Source organism: Sporosarcina sp. P2, assembly GCF_002743255.1.
Taxonomy (GTDB): Bacteria; Bacillota; Bacilli; order Bacillales_A; family Planococcaceae; genus Sporosarcina.
Genome location: NZ_PDYY01000002.1, coordinates 180,855 through 197,181, shown reverse-complemented (window position 1 = coordinate 197,181; position 16,327 = coordinate 180,855). Strand labels below are relative to the sequence as shown.

Below are 16,327 nucleotides of genomic sequence, written 5' to 3'. Positions count from 1 at the left end.
TTGCTATAATCGTAGAAGGAGGGAAATATAAATATGACTGATAAGGATCTTGCTATTTCTGCTGTAATGGATTTTCTAAATGATAAGTCCAAGAGAATACTACTGGTGAGAGGTTATGATAATGATGCTAAAGTAAGAGTGGTGTTAGGTTGTTTGGAAAGAAAATTTAAAAAAGGTATCATTAGAACAAGTTCTATGGCATACGCTTCAGATCATATCAATAGTGCTTTTAATAAAAAGTTATTACCTGAGGCCATTAAATCAACCACCAATTATGATTTAGGGCGGATGCTTGTTAATATAAGTAGCTATGCTACCCATACGGCAAACAATCCTAAAGGTAACGAGACCACATACACTGTATTCCATCCAGTTCAGTTGGTATTAGATGACCCAAAGAGATATAGTAATTTTTTGAACGAGCTTAATCTTACTAATTCAAGTAAAATAATATTAATCACTACAAATGAGTGGAGCATAAAAAAATGGGATATTGAAAATTATGTAGATGAAGTGTTTTTCTATAGTGTGGAAAATGATAATCCCCAAATTATGACTAATCTAAGGAATAATGGAGCGATATAGGATTTAAAACAAATGTGCACCTACTGGTATGTATTCCAAGAACGGTTGAAGCAAGAAGGACTAATCAAGCTTAAAGATTGGGCAAGAGACGACTTAACTGATAAACAGATTGGTCATAATATCGGTGTCAGTCGTTCAACATTGGCTGTATGGAAGAGTAAGTATCGAAACATATCGGACGCCTTAAAAAGAGGAAAGCAAGTTGTTGACTGTCAATGAGAGAATACACTACCTTTCCTCTTTTAATATTTCTGTTTTTCCTAATCAATTCACATCACCTCGACTTCACCCCTTTATTTTTGGCATTGAAAAAGCACTTAAACTGAGATTTGTGAACAGAAAGAGCCAGCAATGGCGAAGTTTTGAGGCACTGTTTGCGGAAAGAAGATCCATCAATATTTAGCAATAACTCTGTAGATTTTGTGGTCCGCCACCATTGACTGTAAATTTTGTCTGTGGTTGTGAAGCAATCGCAGGTGTGATAAAAATAATGCTAAAAGGCACATCTACTCAAACATAATAACACGGACAAATCGATTTTATGCATTCGCTGGGGGACCCTAACCCCTTCCAGTAAATGCAAAGTATCAATGGCAAATAGCTCCGCTGTGGCTCGGAGGTTGTACTATATTGTGGCTCTCAGTTTCGCAAAAGGTGGCTCTTATCTCCGCAATGGATGGCTCAAAACTACGCATAAGTGGCTCAATTCATCTGCAATACTCAATCAATTATCAGATTCTTCAACAACGAATCAACAGTATAAATAGAACGCAAAAAGGCTCAGACTTAAATCTGAGCTTTTTTAAAGTTGTAGAGTTACTTTTTTGTTCCACAATCACGCCCAATTGCAGCACAGCCTTATGTTACATCTACATTAGATATTAAAAGTGAGGCATCCCCGCGATAATCAATCTTTAATTATATCTAAAATTTCTTTAAAGTCATTTTTTTTAATTTCTTTAAATGTCCTGCCTATTTTATTTTGCAATAAACTCATAAAGCTACTTGTTGAGGGGATTATAGATACCAATTTTCTCTTTTCGAGTGCAAATTCGGCAATCATTTCGGAAGGAAGGCCTGCACTTTTAAGGCTCTGCTCCATTTCTTCCTTTTTATTGTTCCAGTACGTGATGTATGATAAACGCCTACTAAATTCATAAATGCCCGCTTCAAAATTATTATATTTATTCTGTTCCTTATAATATTTTGCGTCATCTTTGTTAACGATAATGAATAATAACTTATCATTAAAATTAGGGTCCTTCATTAACTCTGTAATTTCATACATACAGTTTAAAGACTCTAAATATTTACTAGTTACAATTGAAACAACAAAATCATGATTTCTAATTGTTTTCATGAACTCATCCAAATCGTCTCTGTATTTATTTATGTTTATGTCTCTACTTACGCTAATATCATTATGCTTATTTAAACTATTTTCAACAATATCTGCAAGGTCTGCATCATCATGACAATAAGAAAGGAATACGGTTTTTATTTTCAATTCTACCAACTCTCCATCCGGGCTAATTATAAAAGGAATATCATTGGCTTTGACTATATCCATTGATTTATCAATGGATATATATATAAGTTTTTTGCCTTCAAATTGAAAAGGTTCAAATATACAGTTTATATTGATATTTAAAAGTTTTAGTACATTTTCTACTTGGAAGGGGACTGAATAATTTTTAACTCTCAGCGTTCGGCCATCATCATGTATACCCAAAATAATATCTCCCCCACTTTTATTTGAAAAAGCAGAAATATATTTAGCTGCTTTTTCGGGAGTTAAAGTCGGGTGTATATATACTTTGTTATTTCTGTCGCTATTTCTTATAGCTTGTATAATTTCATCTTTTGTTCTCAATATTGTTGCACCTCTGACTTTTATAATTTTCTAAGAGGAATCTTTGTGATACCGGTTGTTTTGAGAAGATCACCCAATGTTATACTCTTTTGCTCAGTCCCGTTATCTGTCCACAACTCATACTCCGTGCTATCAAGAACTTCTAATTCTCCTTCACCATAAAAAATAATTTGGTCGCCATCAGTTGGACGAATGACAATTGTGAGTTCTTTACCATCTTTTTTTATAGGGAATATCGTTTCTGTATATTGGTGACTTTGCCATTCTTCTAAGGTTGTTGGAAGGGTATATTTTGGTGAATCTTTTAAATAATTATAGACATTCGAAACGCTTCTTGCTAATAAGGCTTCGAAGTATTTACGCATTTCTGGTGTCGATGTTACAATATGGTTTAATAATTCCCTTATTTCTTCGGTATTTAAGTCAGGGTTTGCTAGTATGTTTTTGATTTGTTGTTGGTTTTTTAAGAGCTCATCTAAACCTTCTATATCAATCCCATTTCGCTCAACCTTTTCGGCAATTTTCATTCTTCGCAAAGTTTCTTCAGGTGAAGATAACATCATTCTTTTAGAGAAAATCTTAGGGAATAACTTTTCGGATAGTTCAGATTCCTGTAAAAAGAAGTCAGTCAGTTTATTAAAAATGGCTTGTACTTTTCGCTCTGCTTGATTAATGGTCTCTTCAGAAAGAATATCAGTCACTTTAATTTCGATTTTCTTAGCACAGGACTCTGTATTTTTTTGCTTCAAAGGATTATTTTGATAATAAGAATTAAATGCAGAAATATTAGGGTCCAACAGCTTCTTTTTATAAGAGGGATCAAACTCAAATGAAATTCTTTTTAATTCTTCGTTGATATTTGAATCGTAAAAGACATTATTAAAAGGATAAAAGTTTTTATCCTGCGTGGGAACAAATGCAGAATTAATTACCTGTTCCACACCTTCATCATCAATCCATAATGAGTAAAAATTATCTAACCATTCATATGTTTTTTTTTCGTCATTTACATATCCATAAAATTCGGTAAGATTCATTTCTTCAAACATTGAATTGAAATTTTTTAAATAGAAGTTGCCACCAAAAATCTTTCTCCAACCTAAGAAGGTTTCAACTGTAGGTACATAAAAGTTCCTTCTATCAGTGAATAATTTCCAAAACGAAATATCATCGTCTTCCTTTTTGGCTTTTGGTAGATAGATTTGAAAGTCTCCTGAATCGTCTAAATAAGACATTCTTTCGTAATCATAAGAAGGGTTGTTTATCGGTATAAGAGGCTTCTTCTCTATATAACCCATTATTTCATCATAGCAATACTTTTGTAGACCAGAATACTGGCCACTTTTCAATAAACATATATTAAATTCATTTCTAGTATTAACATTTTCAGCGCAATAATCTACTAATTTTTTATATAAAGAAACCGCTTCTTCGATTATCTTTTTATTATCCGCATTGCCATCTCTTATTGCATCGCGATCTATTTCAACGTCAAAGAGGTCAGAATTTACAATGATAGGAAAGGCGTATTCTTCACTTCCAATTAAGGGAAAATTACAAAATAACTTTGGCATGTTCTCAGGGATAGTTAAAAACGAAAATAAGCCATTTTCAAGGTCATATTTCACAGGGCAAGCGATTGTTACGTTATTTTGTGTTAAAAAGAATAAATTCTTCAGACTATCTGTATCCACATTGCCCGTTTTCAACGCAAAAATATTGACGTTCAGCGGAGTTGGTAATGAAATGATTTTTTCTCTTTCATAAGTCTCACCATTATAATTTATAGAATGAATGTTTTCGTTAAATGCTAAAAGATAAGGCAATGTTGTTTGTAAATCTTCTGCGCCTTGTTGTACCGTTGCTATTGATTCAGAGGTTCCGTTAAGATTGTAAATAAATTTTGTTTTATTTATTTTCTCCACAGTTTCATTAGTACCGTTATTTAAAAGTTCCAAATCACTTAACATTTTTTCTGTTTTCCTTCTAATATCGGGATAGTCTCCATCAGTGCGGTCAACGATAAAATTCATATCAGTCCAGGTACCATCTTCACGAATAAAAGTACCTTCAATTTCTACGATAGCTGACAATAAAAAAGTAGACATAAATCCTGTACCAAATTTTCCTGTCAAATTTTCTTCAGATTGTTGTTTTGTAGAAATTTGAGTTATTAAAGACAGTAGATTTTCGTATGAAAAAGGCGTTCCATCATGACTGAAGGAAATTCTATCATCTGTAATTTCTAAAGATATGTTAATAGTACTATCCTTAGGCGTACAATCAGAAGCGTTTTGAATTAACTCCCATATCCATCGACGCCGGATTTCATTTTTCTTCGCCTCTGAAGATTCCTTTATATTTTTTAATTCATTAAATATTTTACTCGTACTTGAATTTAGCGCAATTTCAAAATATTTATCTTTTTTCAAAACGCGACCTTCCTTCTATGTAAATTTATTTGAACTGCTATCTAATAAATGCTATTTGTGTAAAGATTAACTTTAATGGTTTCAATTGTTCTAATAACCTCACACTTGGTTTTTTTAGACAATCTTTGATGCAGCTTTTGAATAAGGATTGATCATTTTTCAAATTATAATCTTCGTTAGTCTGGGCCGATTGTTGGATAGTGATTTCATTATACATGATATTTATTACTATATAATGTTTCAATCCCTTCAACCCATTCTGCATAATTTTGTTAAACACCGTGCTATTTTATAGTTTGGGCTTTTTGATTCTTTCGATTGAAACGATTATAGAAGGAACAGAACAAGTCGGAAGAGGTGGCAAAAATGGCGAAAATAATACCATTCAAAACTAGGCGACAACTAGAAACAGAAAAGGCAGTTAAAGTAATGCGTGAGTGGGAAGCCAATTTAGAATGGGAAGAAGCGAATTGGCACCATGTAATAGAAAGAGAAACAGAAGAAGAAGAAGAAGAAGAAGAAGAAGAACAGAACTTGTCCTTCGAGGAAATTGAGTGGTTGAATGAGTGGGTTAAGGAAAATGAGTAAGTTGAGAAAACAGAAATATCGGGGAAGTCGTTGTATAAAAAACGCTTACTCTACCGAAAGAGTAAGCGGACAAAAGTATAAACTTAAACAATTTTACACAAATTTTACACAAGGCTTATAAGAACAATTGATCTAACAGTGTTTAAGGGCTATAATCGAAACCGGCCTCGGGGATGTTTAGACTGACGCTGTGGTCACGGATCTAGGGCTGTCCAGACGTTTGTACAATGTTGCATAGGGATGGAAAGTTACTTTTTCAAGTACTCACTGCGGGAAGAACAGTCTAATGTTGTGTATTTCACCCTACTTTGACAAGTACACCGTCCTGTTTTCCACACTAATAAGTGATCATGTTTTTGAACATGATCCATACGACACCGGAAATGGATTTAACCAATTTCCTATTCCAGATAATTGGATTTTTTACGACAATCCCCGGGTAGTTTTTTGATAAGTTATAACTTTGCTCTTGTAGAAAACCATGTTTGTAAGTTCGCCACTTTTTTGTAGTATCGACTAACAAGTGGGGATTTTTTGAGGTTTGCAGACCATTTTTCTTTCTAGTGAGGTTGCGTTGTGCTCAATTTAACAACCCATCGTTAATAATTGATGATCTAAAAGGTTAGTCCCATTATGCACATTTGTGATATTATAGGATAAGTCAAGATTTTTATTGAGTGTAATGAAAGGATGAAAAATATATATGGGTAACGAGCTTCCAAAAACCGTATCTCTGTATACACTAGGCTGTAAAGTGAATCATTATGAAACAGAAGCTATTTGGCAACTGTTCCAAGAAGCAAACTATGAAAGAGTAGAATTTGATCAGAATTCTGATGTCTATGTTATTAATACATGTACAGTAACGAATACCGGTGATAAAAAGAGCCGACAAGTGATCCGTCGTGCCATTCGTAAAAATCCAGACGCAGTCATCTGTGTAACGGGTTGTTATGCGCAAACATCACCAGCAGAAATTATGGCGATTCCAGGTGTGGATATTGTAGTAGGTACACAAGATCGTTCAAAACTACTTGGGCTGATTGACCAATTCCGTGAAGAGCGCCAACCGATTAATGCGGTGCGCAACATTATGAAAAACCGTGTCTATGAAGAACTCGACGTACCGTCCTTCACTGATCGCACACGTGCTTCGTTAAAAATACAAGAAGGTTGTAATAACTTCTGTACATTCTGTATCATTCCGTGGGCTAGAGGATTAATGCGCTCACGTGATCCTGAAGAAGTGATTCATCAAGCACAGCAACTTGTCGATGCGGGCTATCTTGAAATCGTCTTGACGGGTATTCATACAGGTGGTTACGGTGAGGATCTAAAAGGCTATAACTTAGCTCGTCTGTTGCGTGACTTGGAACAGCAAGTAAAAGGATTGAAACGTCTCCGTATTAGTTCAATCGAAGCGAGCCAATTAACAGACGAAGTAATCGATGTATTACGCGACTCTAATATTGTTGTACGCCACTTGCATATTCCTATTCAGTCAGGTTCAGATACTGTACTAAAACGGATGCGCCGTAAATACACAATGGAGTTCTTTTCTGATCGTCTAAAGCGCCTGAACGAAGCGTTGCCGGATCTCGCTATTACATCTGACGTCATCGTAGGTTTCCCGGGTGAAACAGAAGAAGAGTTTATGGAAACCTATACCTTTATTCGTGACCATAAGTTTTCTGAGCTCCATGTGTTCCCTTATTCGAAGAGAACTGGCACACCTGCTGCTCGCATGGAAGATCAAGTCGACGAAAGTGTGAAAAACGAACGCGTCCACCGTTTATTAACATTGAACGATCAATTAGCAAAAAATTACGCTTCTCGTTTTGAAGGCGAAGTACTCGAAGTTATTCCAGAAGAAAGCTTTAAAGACGACACTGATCAGGATCTCTATGTAGGCTATACAGATAATTATTTGAAAGTAGTCTTGCCTGCAGACGAAACGATGATCGGACAAATTATAAAAGTGAAAATTACGAAAGCAGGCTATCCTTACAGTGAAGGTCAACCTGTCCGTGTACTTACAGAAGAAAAAATAACGATTTAATATGGACCACCTGTAATGGGTGGTCTTTTTCGTGCAACGAAATGTAAGCTTTGTTATACTGAAAAAAACGATACGAAAAAAAAGGAGCGCTTTCATTGACTACAAACTATGCCGCTTATATCGATCATACGCTGTTAAAGGCAGAGGCAACAAAACAGCAAGTATTGGAATTATGTGAAGAGGCTAAGAAATATTCTTTCGCTTCAGTATGTATTAATCCGACTTGGGTCAAAACAGCTGCAGAAGCTTTACAAAGCACGGAAGTAAAAGTCTGCACTGTGATTGGCTTCCCTTTAGGTGCAAGCACATCTGAAGTTAAAGCGTTTGAGACAAAAGACGCGATTGCTAACGGGGCCACGGAAGTAGATATGGTCATTAATATTGGTGCATTACAAAGTGGATTGCTTGAACAAGTACAAAATGACATTGCAGCCGTTGTAGAAGCCGCCAAAGGTCAGGCTTTAGTAAAAGTGATAATTGAAACATCCTTGCTGGACGATATCCAAAAACGTACAGCATGTGAACTGGCAGTGCTTGCAGGAGCGGACTTCGTTAAAACATCGACTGGATTCTCTACTGGCGGTGCAACTCCAGAAGACGTGAAGCTGATGCGTGCTGTAGTAGGACCCGCAATTGGAGTCAAGGCGAGTGGCGGTGTGCGCAGTGCAGAAGACGTAGATCGTATGGTGGAGTCGGGTGCAACGCGAATTGGTGCGAGTTCAGGTGTTTCCATCATGCAAGGCCTATCATCATCAGCCGATTATTGATTACGGTAAAAGAGTAATTCGTAAAACTTCTCATGATATTCTAATAGTTTTTATTGACCAAATAGAAAAGATACGATATAATTTTATAGTACATAGCAAAGTGCTATGTTTCGAAGTGTGTGTTTGGAGGGAGGGACAAGAGATATGACTAAGACAGTCGTTCGCAAAAATGAATCACTTGAAGACGCTCTTCGCCGCTTCAAACGTACTGTATCCAAGAGTGGTACAATACAAGAGAGTAGAAAGCGTGAATTCTATGATAAGCCAAGTGTAAAACGTAAAAAGAAATCTGAAGCTGCACGTAAGCGCAAGTTCTAATTTCTGCCTACATTGAATTTTGATATTACCTACTAATGTAATTTCTTATAAACCGAAAATCCTTCCATGGATTTTCGGTTTATTTTATTGTCTGGAATTTACTAAGCCATTTATAGGAGTAGTTCAACCATATTTAATCCATATACTAACAAGCTATGACACAACAGAAAGAAAAACTTTTATTTAATTGCGATTAAATGAAACCAAATGCTTCTTCAAACGTAAATAGTAAGTATAATAGGCAGTAGAGAGAGGTGAGAAAATAATGTCTAAAATGATTAGGTCAGTTTTTCTGCTCATTTTATTCATCGGTACAATCGCGTTGCCTTTTATACACTCAGACGCAGCTGAAACAAAAGTATATCGCGTACCCCTTCACCAAGAAGTAGAAAAGGGGCTGCATGCATTTCTACAGCGTTCATTTAAAGAAGCCAAAGCTGAAGGTGCAGAGACGATTGTGTTGGATATAGACACTCCTGGAGGGTTTGTAGACGCTGCTGACCAAATCGCCAAGCTGATGAAAACGACTGATGATGTAAAAATTATTGCCTTCATCAACGATCGGGCGCTATCTGCTGGGGCTTTCCTAGCGCTGTATGCAGATGAAATCTACATGACGCCAAACGGTTCGATCGGTGCTGCACAAGTCATCGATGGATCTGGAAATGCAGCAGAAACGAAAGCCAATAGTTATTGGTTGGCGCAAATGAAAAATGCCGCAAAGCACTCAGGCCGTGATCCACAATATGCACTAGCCATGGCAAATCCCGATATCGATCTGCCAGACTTGCGTGCACAAAAAGGGGAACTTCTGACTCTCACTGCTGACGAAGCCGAACAAGTGAAGTACAGTGAAGGTACAGTGGCTACATTTGATGAGCTACTTAAGAAGCTAGATTTGGAAGGCGCGGAAGTTATTTCTACAACGGAAACGTTTACAGAGAAAATGGCGCGATTCATCACCCATCCGGTCGTAGTACCGATTTTACTTTCCGTTGCAAGTCTCGGACTGATTGTTGAATTATATTCACCAGGCTTTGGTGTGCCGGGAAGCATGGGGTTAACCGCTCTGTTTTTATTCTTCTACGGACACACAGTAGCGGGTCTTGCGGGTTATGAAACATTGTTATTATTCCTGCTCGGCGTCGCCCTTATAATTGCCGAATTCTTTGTTGCAGGGGGGATAGCGGGGATCTTCGGAATCTTAGCTATCATAGGAAGTATTTTATTGGCAGGCACAAACTTGGCATTCATGGCAATCTCGGTGCTAATTGCGATAGCCGTAGCATGTATAGGAGTAGTGGTTATTATGAAATTCTTCGGTAAAAAACTTCATCTGTTGAACAAAATCATTTTAATGGATACGATGGATACGGAAAGCGGTTACGTCTCCAACAAAAATCGTAATGAATTGTTGCAGAAAGTTGCCACAACCATTACACCACTTTATCCATCAGGTGTCGCCGAGTTGGACGGTGAACGAATCGATGTAGTATCAGAAGGTCGTTATATCGAGAGTGGTAAACAAGTAGTTGTCGTAGCAGTAGAAGGTTTCAGAATTGTAGTAAGAGAGAAGAAAGAGGAGGAACAAGGCTTATGATGGGACTAGGAACAATCGGACTGGTAGCTGCAGTCTTCATTATCATCATCGTACTGGCGGTATTCTTTACATTTGTGCCAGTCACGCTATGGATTTCCGCAATGGCGGCAGGCGTACGGGTAAGTATCTTCACGTTAGTCGGTATGCGTTTACGTCGGGTTATCCCGAGCAGGGTAGTTAACCCGTTAATCAAAGCACATAAAGCGGGTCTAACAGTATCAATCAACCAGTTGGAAAGCCATTACCTTGCGGGTGGTAATGTTGACCGCGTTGTAAATGCATTGATTGCTGCGCAACGTGCGAACATCGACTTGACTTTCGAAAGAGCACAAGCAATTGACTTGGCAGGACGTGACGTTTTGGAAGCAGTTCAAATGTCCGTTAACCCGAAAGTAATCGAAACACCATTTATCGCAGGTGTTGCGATGAACGGTATCGAAGTTAAAGCGAAAGCTCGAATCACAGTCCGTGCAAACATCGACCGTCTAGTCGGTGGAGCAGGGGAAGAAACTGTCGTTGCGCGTGTTGGTGAAGGTATCGTATCGACAATCGGTTCTTCTATCAGCCACGCAAAAGTACTGGAAAATCCGGATATGATTTCCCAGACTGTTCTGAAAAAAGGTTTAGATTCAGGTACAGCGTTTGAAATTCTCTCGATTGATATTGCCGACGTAGATATCGGTAAAAACATCGGAGCGGAACTTCAGACTGAACAAGCGATGGCGGATAAAAACATTGCCCAAGCAAAAGCGGAAGAACGCCGTGCGATGGCTGTTGCAAGTGAACAAGAGATGAAGGCGAAGACTCAAGAGATGCGCTCGAAAGTTGTGGGTGCGGAAGCCGAAGTACCTTTAGCTATGGCAGAAGCTTTGCGTTCAGGAAATATCGGAATCATGGATTATATGAATTATAAAAATATCCAAGCAGATACAAGCATGCGGGATTCTATCAGCAAAACAGGTTCGGATCAACAACCAAAGAAAGATTAATTATAACGAGATGAATTCCCGGGAAGGGGATGCATAATGGAACAACTGATAATTTTAGTCATTATGCTGGCTCTCGGATCTTTATTCGGTAAAAAGAAAGACCAAGAAAAACCAGGTCAAAAACCGAAACGACCGCCAAGTCAGCAATGGCCAGCACAACCAACTCAACGTCAAATGAATCAGAGAGAAACTCAGCGGACCCATGCAACTCCTGAAGAGAAGCCGCGTTCGTTGAAGGAATTATCTAGGAACCTATTCGAAGATATTCAAAAGGAATTCCAAGATCTTCAACAAGAAACGAAAGAACCTGAACAGCCTGTAAAGACGCAGGCGCCTCAGTCAGAAATCTTCTATGCAGAACCTAAAAAGCCAGCTAAGTCTGCTTCCGCGTCACGTCCTGAACGTCAAACGGGCAGAGGTAAACTACATGGAGGGAAGATCATGTTAGAAGATGAACCGATTTTGCAGGAAGACTTGATTCCGAAAACTCCGCAGCAGATCATGCAAGGGATTGTCTATGCAGAAATTTTAGGTCCACCAAAATCAAAACGGTAATCATGCCGCCCCCTGTCTTTTCATAGGATGAGACAGGGGGTTTTTTCATGAAAAAATTATTCGCACTTCATCCATCCATTATTTTAGATGAATTCAACTCATTGCGGATTACTGGCAACTATCGCTTGCTTGCATTAAGCGAACAATCCGTATCCTTTCAAACGAATGACTATGTCATGACTGTCAAAGGAGAAGATGTAACGGTTCTAATGCTGACTGAACAACACGCCCATATATCGATCGACGAACTGCAGGAAGTGACGGTGCGTTTTACACCTGAAGAAGGAAACAGCCATGAGTCCTAAACGATTTGAAGTTCAGGTGAAAGATGTTCGTAACGGTTCTGTTTTTCTGAGTAGGTTACAAAGAGAGCATGTCAAGATCAGCAGCTTGTATGTCTCTGGAAGTGCAATGTTTTTTGAGACGGATTCAAAAGGAATTCATATTATCCGTCGTTATAGAAGGAAATACCGTGTGAAAGTACAAATCAGGCGTAAAGGTCAGGATACAGTTCAGCATCGATTATTCGCATCTTTATTGTTCTTAATCGTCTGTGTCATCCCGCTAGTTGCCTCGTTGTTTCTGTGGAACATCACAGTGGAAAGTGATGTTCCGGAAATTGCGCAACGAATGGAAACCAAGATGCAGAAAGCGCGAATTACTGCGCCTACTTTATTATCCAAATTACCGGAAGAAGATGAAATTCGTCGACTGCTGATGCAAGATGAACCCTCTCTATCGTGGATCCGGTTCTCAAAGACAGGTACTTCGTTAACTGTTTCACCGATGCTTGCTCCACTTTCCACTGAAGTGAAAGAAGAAGTGAAAGAAAAGCCATCCCATCTAGTAGCAAAAACAGGAGGAGTCATTACACGCTTTGCATTAACAAGAGGAGAAAGAGCGAGTATTATTCATCAAACTGTAAAAAAAGGGGATATGCTAGCAACAGGTATTCTAGAACAAGGAGAGAAAACGACTGTAGTAGGGGCAGACGGGGAAGTATTTGCTGACTACTGGTTGGAATGTCATTTTGAATTACCCCGTACGATTAGTTATTCGATTCAAGGAGAAGAGAATTTGGATATCAGTTGGCAAAAGCCATGGACAGGTAAGCAGATAAAAGATATACGTTTTAGAAACCCTATTGTGATGGATAAGCTGAAAGAAACGCATATTCAGGAAGTGTTTTTGAAAAAAGGAATGGAAGAGACCATCATATTGCCATTGATCAAGTATGATTTATTGTCAAAAAAAACAAATGAGCGCATAATTAAAGAAGAAAACATTTTACATGTATCCTTTACTAATGATAAAGTGAGTGGGACTATACTATTTTTACTTAATGAAAACATTGCTGAAAAACGACCTATAACTCAAGGAGACTGAAAATATTGAGCGAACATTTACTTCAACTTCATATTGAAGAACCGAACGAAGCGATTATGCTTCTAGGCATTTCCGATCAGAACATGAACTTAATTGAAGAGGAATTGAAAGTTTCAATCCACACTAGAGGTGAAAATATCTCGATCAGTGGAGCAGAAGAACAGGCGGTAGCTGCGAAAACATTGCTCGAGCAGTTACTGAAAGTGATCCGTAAAGGGATTAATATTAATTTACGCGATGTGGCAACAGCAATAGAGATGGCAAAAAACGGCACGATTGAATATTTCTCTTCTTTATACGATGAAGAAATTGCACGCAATACAAAGGGGAAAGTCATTCGTGCAAAGACCATTGGACAAAGAGAATATGTCCAGGCAATTCGTTCAAGAGATCTCGTATTTTGTATCGGACCTGCTGGAACAGGAAAGACGTATCTCGCTGTCGTGATGGCGGTGCAGGCAATGAAAACGGGTTCAGTAAAGCGAATTGTGTTGACCCGACCTGCTGTTGAAGCAGGAGAGAGCTTAGGATTCCTTCCAGGCGATTTGAAAGAAAAAGTTGACCCGTACCTTCGTCCTCTTTACGACGCGTTACACGATGTGCTAGGAGCCGAACATACAGAACGTCTTATGGAACGTGGCGTCATTGAAATTGCACCACTTGCGTACATGCGTGGAAGAACGCTTGACGATGCATTCGTTATTTTGGACGAAGCACAAAACACTACGAAAGCCCAGATGAAAATGTTTTTGACACGTCTTGGTTTTGGATCGAAAATGGTCATCACAGGTGATAAAACGCAAATTGATTTACCTCGTGGTGTAGATTCTGGACTAAATGTTGCAGAACATATTTTGAAGAACGTACAAGATATCCAATTCATGTATTTGGAACAAGGTGACGTAGTCCGACATCCGATTGTAGCGAAGATCATTGATGCATATGAGAAAGAGCAGTCAACTAATTAATTGACTGCTTTTTTTGAATGATGAATATACATAGTTACACATTCATGTGCGGAACATTTGCCGAAAAGGAGGCAACTGCATGACAGCTTTAAAGGAACTATTTTCACAACTAAGAAAAGTGAAATTTACCTTTCTTTTGCTTCTTGTCGTCTCTCTTTCCAGTATCGTATTGTTTTTTCTAATGTATGGCAGTACACAAAACGAAACGTACGAAATTTCGGCTTTTGAAATTTCACCGAAAACTATACGTTCACCTAAAACAATAGAAGATATCGAAAAAACCGAACTTGAACGTGTACGGGCAGAACAGGCGGTACCTAATTCCTATCGTTTCTCAGAGGATGTTATGAAAAACCGCCAAGCTATCCTCGGTTCCATCTTTACTGCAGTCAGTGATGTCAAAGTCGAAGCGACAGAAGATCCTAGCATGACGTCAAGTTCTAAAATGAAGTTACTTCAAGAGAAGTTGGAAGGACTGGAAAAAGAACAAACTTTTTTACCCGTTACACATGACCAACTTAAGCAGCTACTTACGGCTGAACAAAATGATCTAAATAATTTGCATGAATTACTGACACTTGTAGTGGGAAGAGAGTTATCGAAGCCGTTTAAAGCTGAACAAGTGCCGATTCATCGCTATGAAGTGGAGCGCAGAATTCGTGAAACTACTACATTCCCGAGAGATTTGCTTGATGTTGCGCTATCCCTCGGGCGAATGGCAGTAGTGGAAACAGAGGTAGTCGATGAAGAATTGACTGTTAAGAATCAGACGGATGCGCGGGCTTCAGTTGAAGCCATTCGTATTTTACAAGGACAAGTCATCGTCCGTGAAGGACAATTGATCGATCGTGATGTGTATCACCAGCTCAAGCTTTCAGGAGTCCTAACTAATCAGTCTTCTCTTAAACCGATGTTCGGCATTGTTTTGTTTATTTTGTTCGTATCGGGTTTGATTGCCATACACTTCGGCAAGTCCAAAAGAGATGAGGCATTTAAAAAGAAAGCACTAGGTATTTTCTATAGCATTTTCCTACTATCCGTCGTTTTAATGAAAATCGTCGGCTACATTGATCGTGAGTTTGATGTCCTCATTGCGTTTTTATTTCCGACGGCTCTCGTGCCGATGCTGATCAAGCTATTAATTAACGAGCGTTCAGCAGTACTTGCAACGATTATTACGTCTGCGACAGCCGGTATCATGATGCAAGAAGGCTTGGCTGCAATTATGCAAATGGAAGTAGCGCTGTATATTTTATTCGGTGGGATTGTGAGTATTTATTTACTAAGTGAACATGGTAGACGCTCAACGATTTTACAGACAAGTCTCGGTGTGGCGGGATCAAATATGATGTTCATCATATTTTATTTATTGATGACACAGACTAGTTATACAACACCCGAACTGATTTTCTATGCCGTGGCAGCCATCTCATCAGGTTTGTTGTCTGGGGCTTTGACGATGGGGTTATTACCATTTTTCGAGTCGAGTTTTCACTTGCTTTCTAATATGCGTTTAGTGGAGCTCTCGAATCCTAATCATCCGCTACTAAAGAAAATCTTAGTGGAGACGCCGGGGACATATCATCACAGCATTATGGTTGCGAATATAGCGGATGCGGCGTGTGAGGCAATTGGAGCCAATGGGTTGCTCGCGCGTGTTGGCAGCTATTATCACGATATCGGGAAGACTATACATCCAGGATTCTTCATTGAAAATCAACATAATGGCCGTAATCTACATGATGCACTGACACCCGAGAAAAGTCGTGATATGATTATAGCCCACGCGGAAGATGGAGCGGAAATTTTGGAAAAGCATCGTATGCCAAAAGAGCTTATAGCTATTGCAAGACAGCATCATGGAACGTGTAGTGTCAGATTCTTTTATCAGAAAGCGAAAGAAACCAATCCCGATGTGAATGAAGACGAGTTCCGTTATCCTGGTCCAAAACCGCAAACGAAAGAAAATGCAGTGATCATGATTGCAGACAGTGTGGAAGCTGCGGTGCGTTCTATGAAAGAACCGACACCTGAAAAAATTGCAACGCTCGTCAACGCGATTGTGCGGGGGAAATTAGAAGATGATCAATTTGATGAATGTGATTTGTCGTTAAAAGAAATTAAACTAGTGAAACAAGCCATTAATGAAACGTTAAATGGGATCTTCCATAATCGGATTGAATATCCCGATAAGTAAAGGAGCAGAG

Annotated in this window: 15 protein-coding genes; 13 read left to right on the top strand and 2 right to left on the bottom strand. The window is 38.6% G+C overall.

Features of this window, described 5'->3' with window-relative positions; all coding sequences use genetic code 11:
• The first annotated feature begins 33 nt into the window (after positions 1–33).
• Both CSV67_RS03430 and CSV67_RS03425 read left to right on the top strand, forming a co-directional pair.
• Entirely contained in the window at positions 34–585 is a 552-nt protein-coding gene (locus tag CSV67_RS03430; protein WP_099630230.1) for a hypothetical protein, read from the top strand.
• Between the two features lie 12 nt (positions 586–597).
• Complete coding sequence (locus tag CSV67_RS03425; RefSeq protein ID WP_099630229.1) at positions 598–804, top strand: hypothetical protein; 207 nt, start codon at positions 598–600, stop codon at positions 802–804.
• 688 nt (positions 805–1,492) lie between these two features.
• Here CSV67_RS03425 and CSV67_RS03420 read toward each other — a convergent pair.
• The gene (locus CSV67_RS03420) at positions 1,493–2,458 is read right to left on the bottom strand and encodes a TIR domain-containing protein (protein ID WP_099630228.1); all 966 of its coding nucleotides are present in this window, start codon (positions 2,456–2,458) and stop codon (positions 1,493–1,495) included.
• Positions 2,459–2,478: 20 nt separating this feature from the next.
• A complete protein-coding gene (locus CSV67_RS03415; protein ID WP_099630227.1) occupies positions 2,479–4,890 on the bottom strand; it encodes an ATP-binding protein in 2,412 nt (803 codons plus the stop codon).
• Between the two features lie 366 nt (positions 4,891–5,256).
• Here CSV67_RS03415 and CSV67_RS03405 point away from each other — a divergent pair, with 366 nt between their 5' ends.
• The 11 genes from CSV67_RS03405 (at position 5,257) to CSV67_RS03355 (ending at position 16,317) form a co-directional block, all read left to right on the top strand.
• Positions 5,257–5,478, top strand: coding sequence for a hypothetical protein (locus CSV67_RS03405; protein ID WP_099630225.1), 222 nt, complete (start codon positions 5,257–5,259; stop codon positions 5,476–5,478).
• Between the two features lie 703 nt (positions 5,479–6,181).
• Entirely contained in the window at positions 6,182–7,537 is a 1,356-nt protein-coding gene (mtaB, locus tag CSV67_RS03400; protein ID WP_099630224.1) for a tRNA (N(6)-L-threonylcarbamoyladenosine(37)-C(2))-methylthiotransferase MtaB, read from the top strand.
• A 95-nt stretch (positions 7,538–7,632) separates the two neighbouring features.
• Positions 7,633–8,304 carry a deoxyribose-phosphate aldolase gene (deoC, locus tag CSV67_RS03395; protein WP_099630223.1) on the top strand — a complete coding sequence of 224 codons (672 nt, stop codon included), beginning with the start codon at positions 7,633–7,635 and terminating at the stop codon, positions 8,302–8,304.
• A 144-nt stretch (positions 8,305–8,448) separates the two neighbouring features.
• Entirely contained in the window at positions 8,449–8,622 is a 174-nt protein-coding gene (gene rpsU / locus CSV67_RS03390) for a 30S ribosomal protein S21 (RefSeq protein WP_029054680.1), read from the top strand.
• Between the two features lie 265 nt (positions 8,623–8,887).
• Positions 8,888–10,222, top strand: a complete 1,335-nt coding sequence (locus CSV67_RS03385) for an NfeD family protein (RefSeq protein WP_099630222.1) — start codon at positions 8,888–8,890, stop codon at positions 10,220–10,222.
• Positions 10,222–11,211, top strand: a complete 990-nt coding sequence (gene floA / locus CSV67_RS03380) for a flotillin-like protein FloA (protein WP_099630343.1) — start codon at positions 10,222–10,224, stop codon at positions 11,209–11,211. Before CSV67_RS03385 ends, floA begins: the two co-directional genes overlap by 1 nt.
• Before the next feature lie 36 nt (positions 11,212–11,247).
• Positions 11,248–11,766, top strand: a complete 519-nt coding sequence (locus CSV67_RS03375) for a hypothetical protein (RefSeq protein ID WP_099630221.1) — start codon at positions 11,248–11,250, stop codon at positions 11,764–11,766.
• A 47-nt stretch (positions 11,767–11,813) separates the two neighbouring features.
• Positions 11,814–12,071: a YabP/YqfC family sporulation protein gene (locus CSV67_RS03370; protein WP_085133497.1), complete on the top strand. Its 258-nt coding sequence runs from the start codon at positions 11,814–11,816 to the stop codon at positions 12,069–12,071.
• On the top strand, positions 12,061–13,152 hold the full coding sequence (locus tag CSV67_RS03365) for a sporulation protein YqfD (protein ID WP_099630220.1): 1,092 nt from the start codon (positions 12,061–12,063) through the stop codon (positions 13,150–13,152). The genes CSV67_RS03370 and CSV67_RS03365 overlap by 11 nt, the downstream gene beginning before the upstream one ends.
• Positions 13,153–13,157: 5 nt before the next feature.
• Positions 13,158–14,120: a PhoH family protein gene (locus tag CSV67_RS03360; RefSeq protein ID WP_199171300.1), complete on the top strand. Its 963-nt coding sequence runs from the start codon at positions 13,158–13,160 to the stop codon at positions 14,118–14,120.
• Between the two features lie 79 nt (positions 14,121–14,199).
• On the top strand, positions 14,200–16,317 hold the full coding sequence (locus CSV67_RS03355) for an HD family phosphohydrolase (protein WP_099630218.1): 2,118 nt from the start codon (positions 14,200–14,202) through the stop codon (positions 16,315–16,317).
• Positions 16,318–16,327 lie beyond the last annotated feature (10 nt).

Excerpts from the sequence above, each read along its gene's own strand:
- CSV67_RS03430 (WP_099630230.1), top strand. The coding sequence starts at position 34 with ATGACTGATAAGGATCTTGCTATTTCTGCTGTAATGGATTTTCTAAAT.
- CSV67_RS03425 (WP_099630229.1), top strand. The coding sequence starts at position 598 with ATGTGCACCTACTGGTATGTATTCCAAGAACGGTTGAAGCAAGAAGGA.
- CSV67_RS03405 (WP_099630225.1), top strand. The coding sequence starts at position 5,257 with ATGGCGAAAATAATACCATTCAAAACTAGGCGACAACTAGAAACAGAA.
- mtaB (WP_099630224.1), top strand. The coding sequence starts at position 6,182 with ATGGGTAACGAGCTTCCAAAAACCGTATCTCTGTATACACTAGGCTGT.
- rpsU (WP_029054680.1), top strand. The coding sequence starts at position 8,449 with ATGACTAAGACAGTCGTTCGCAAAAATGAATCACTTGAAGACGCTCTT.
- CSV67_RS03385 (WP_099630222.1), top strand. The coding sequence starts at position 8,888 with ATGTCTAAAATGATTAGGTCAGTTTTTCTGCTCATTTTATTCATCGGT.
- floA (WP_099630343.1), top strand. The coding sequence starts at position 10,222 with ATGGGACTAGGAACAATCGGACTGGTAGCTGCAGTCTTCATTATCATC.
- CSV67_RS03375 (WP_099630221.1), top strand. The coding sequence starts at position 11,248 with ATGGAACAACTGATAATTTTAGTCATTATGCTGGCTCTCGGATCTTTA.
- CSV67_RS03370 (WP_085133497.1), top strand. The coding sequence starts at position 11,814 with ATGAAAAAATTATTCGCACTTCATCCATCCATTATTTTAGATGAATTC.
- CSV67_RS03365 (WP_099630220.1), top strand. The coding sequence starts at position 12,061 with ATGAGTCCTAAACGATTTGAAGTTCAGGTGAAAGATGTTCGTAACGGT.
- CSV67_RS03355 (WP_099630218.1), top strand. The coding sequence starts at position 14,200 with ATGACAGCTTTAAAGGAACTATTTTCACAACTAAGAAAAGTGAAATTT.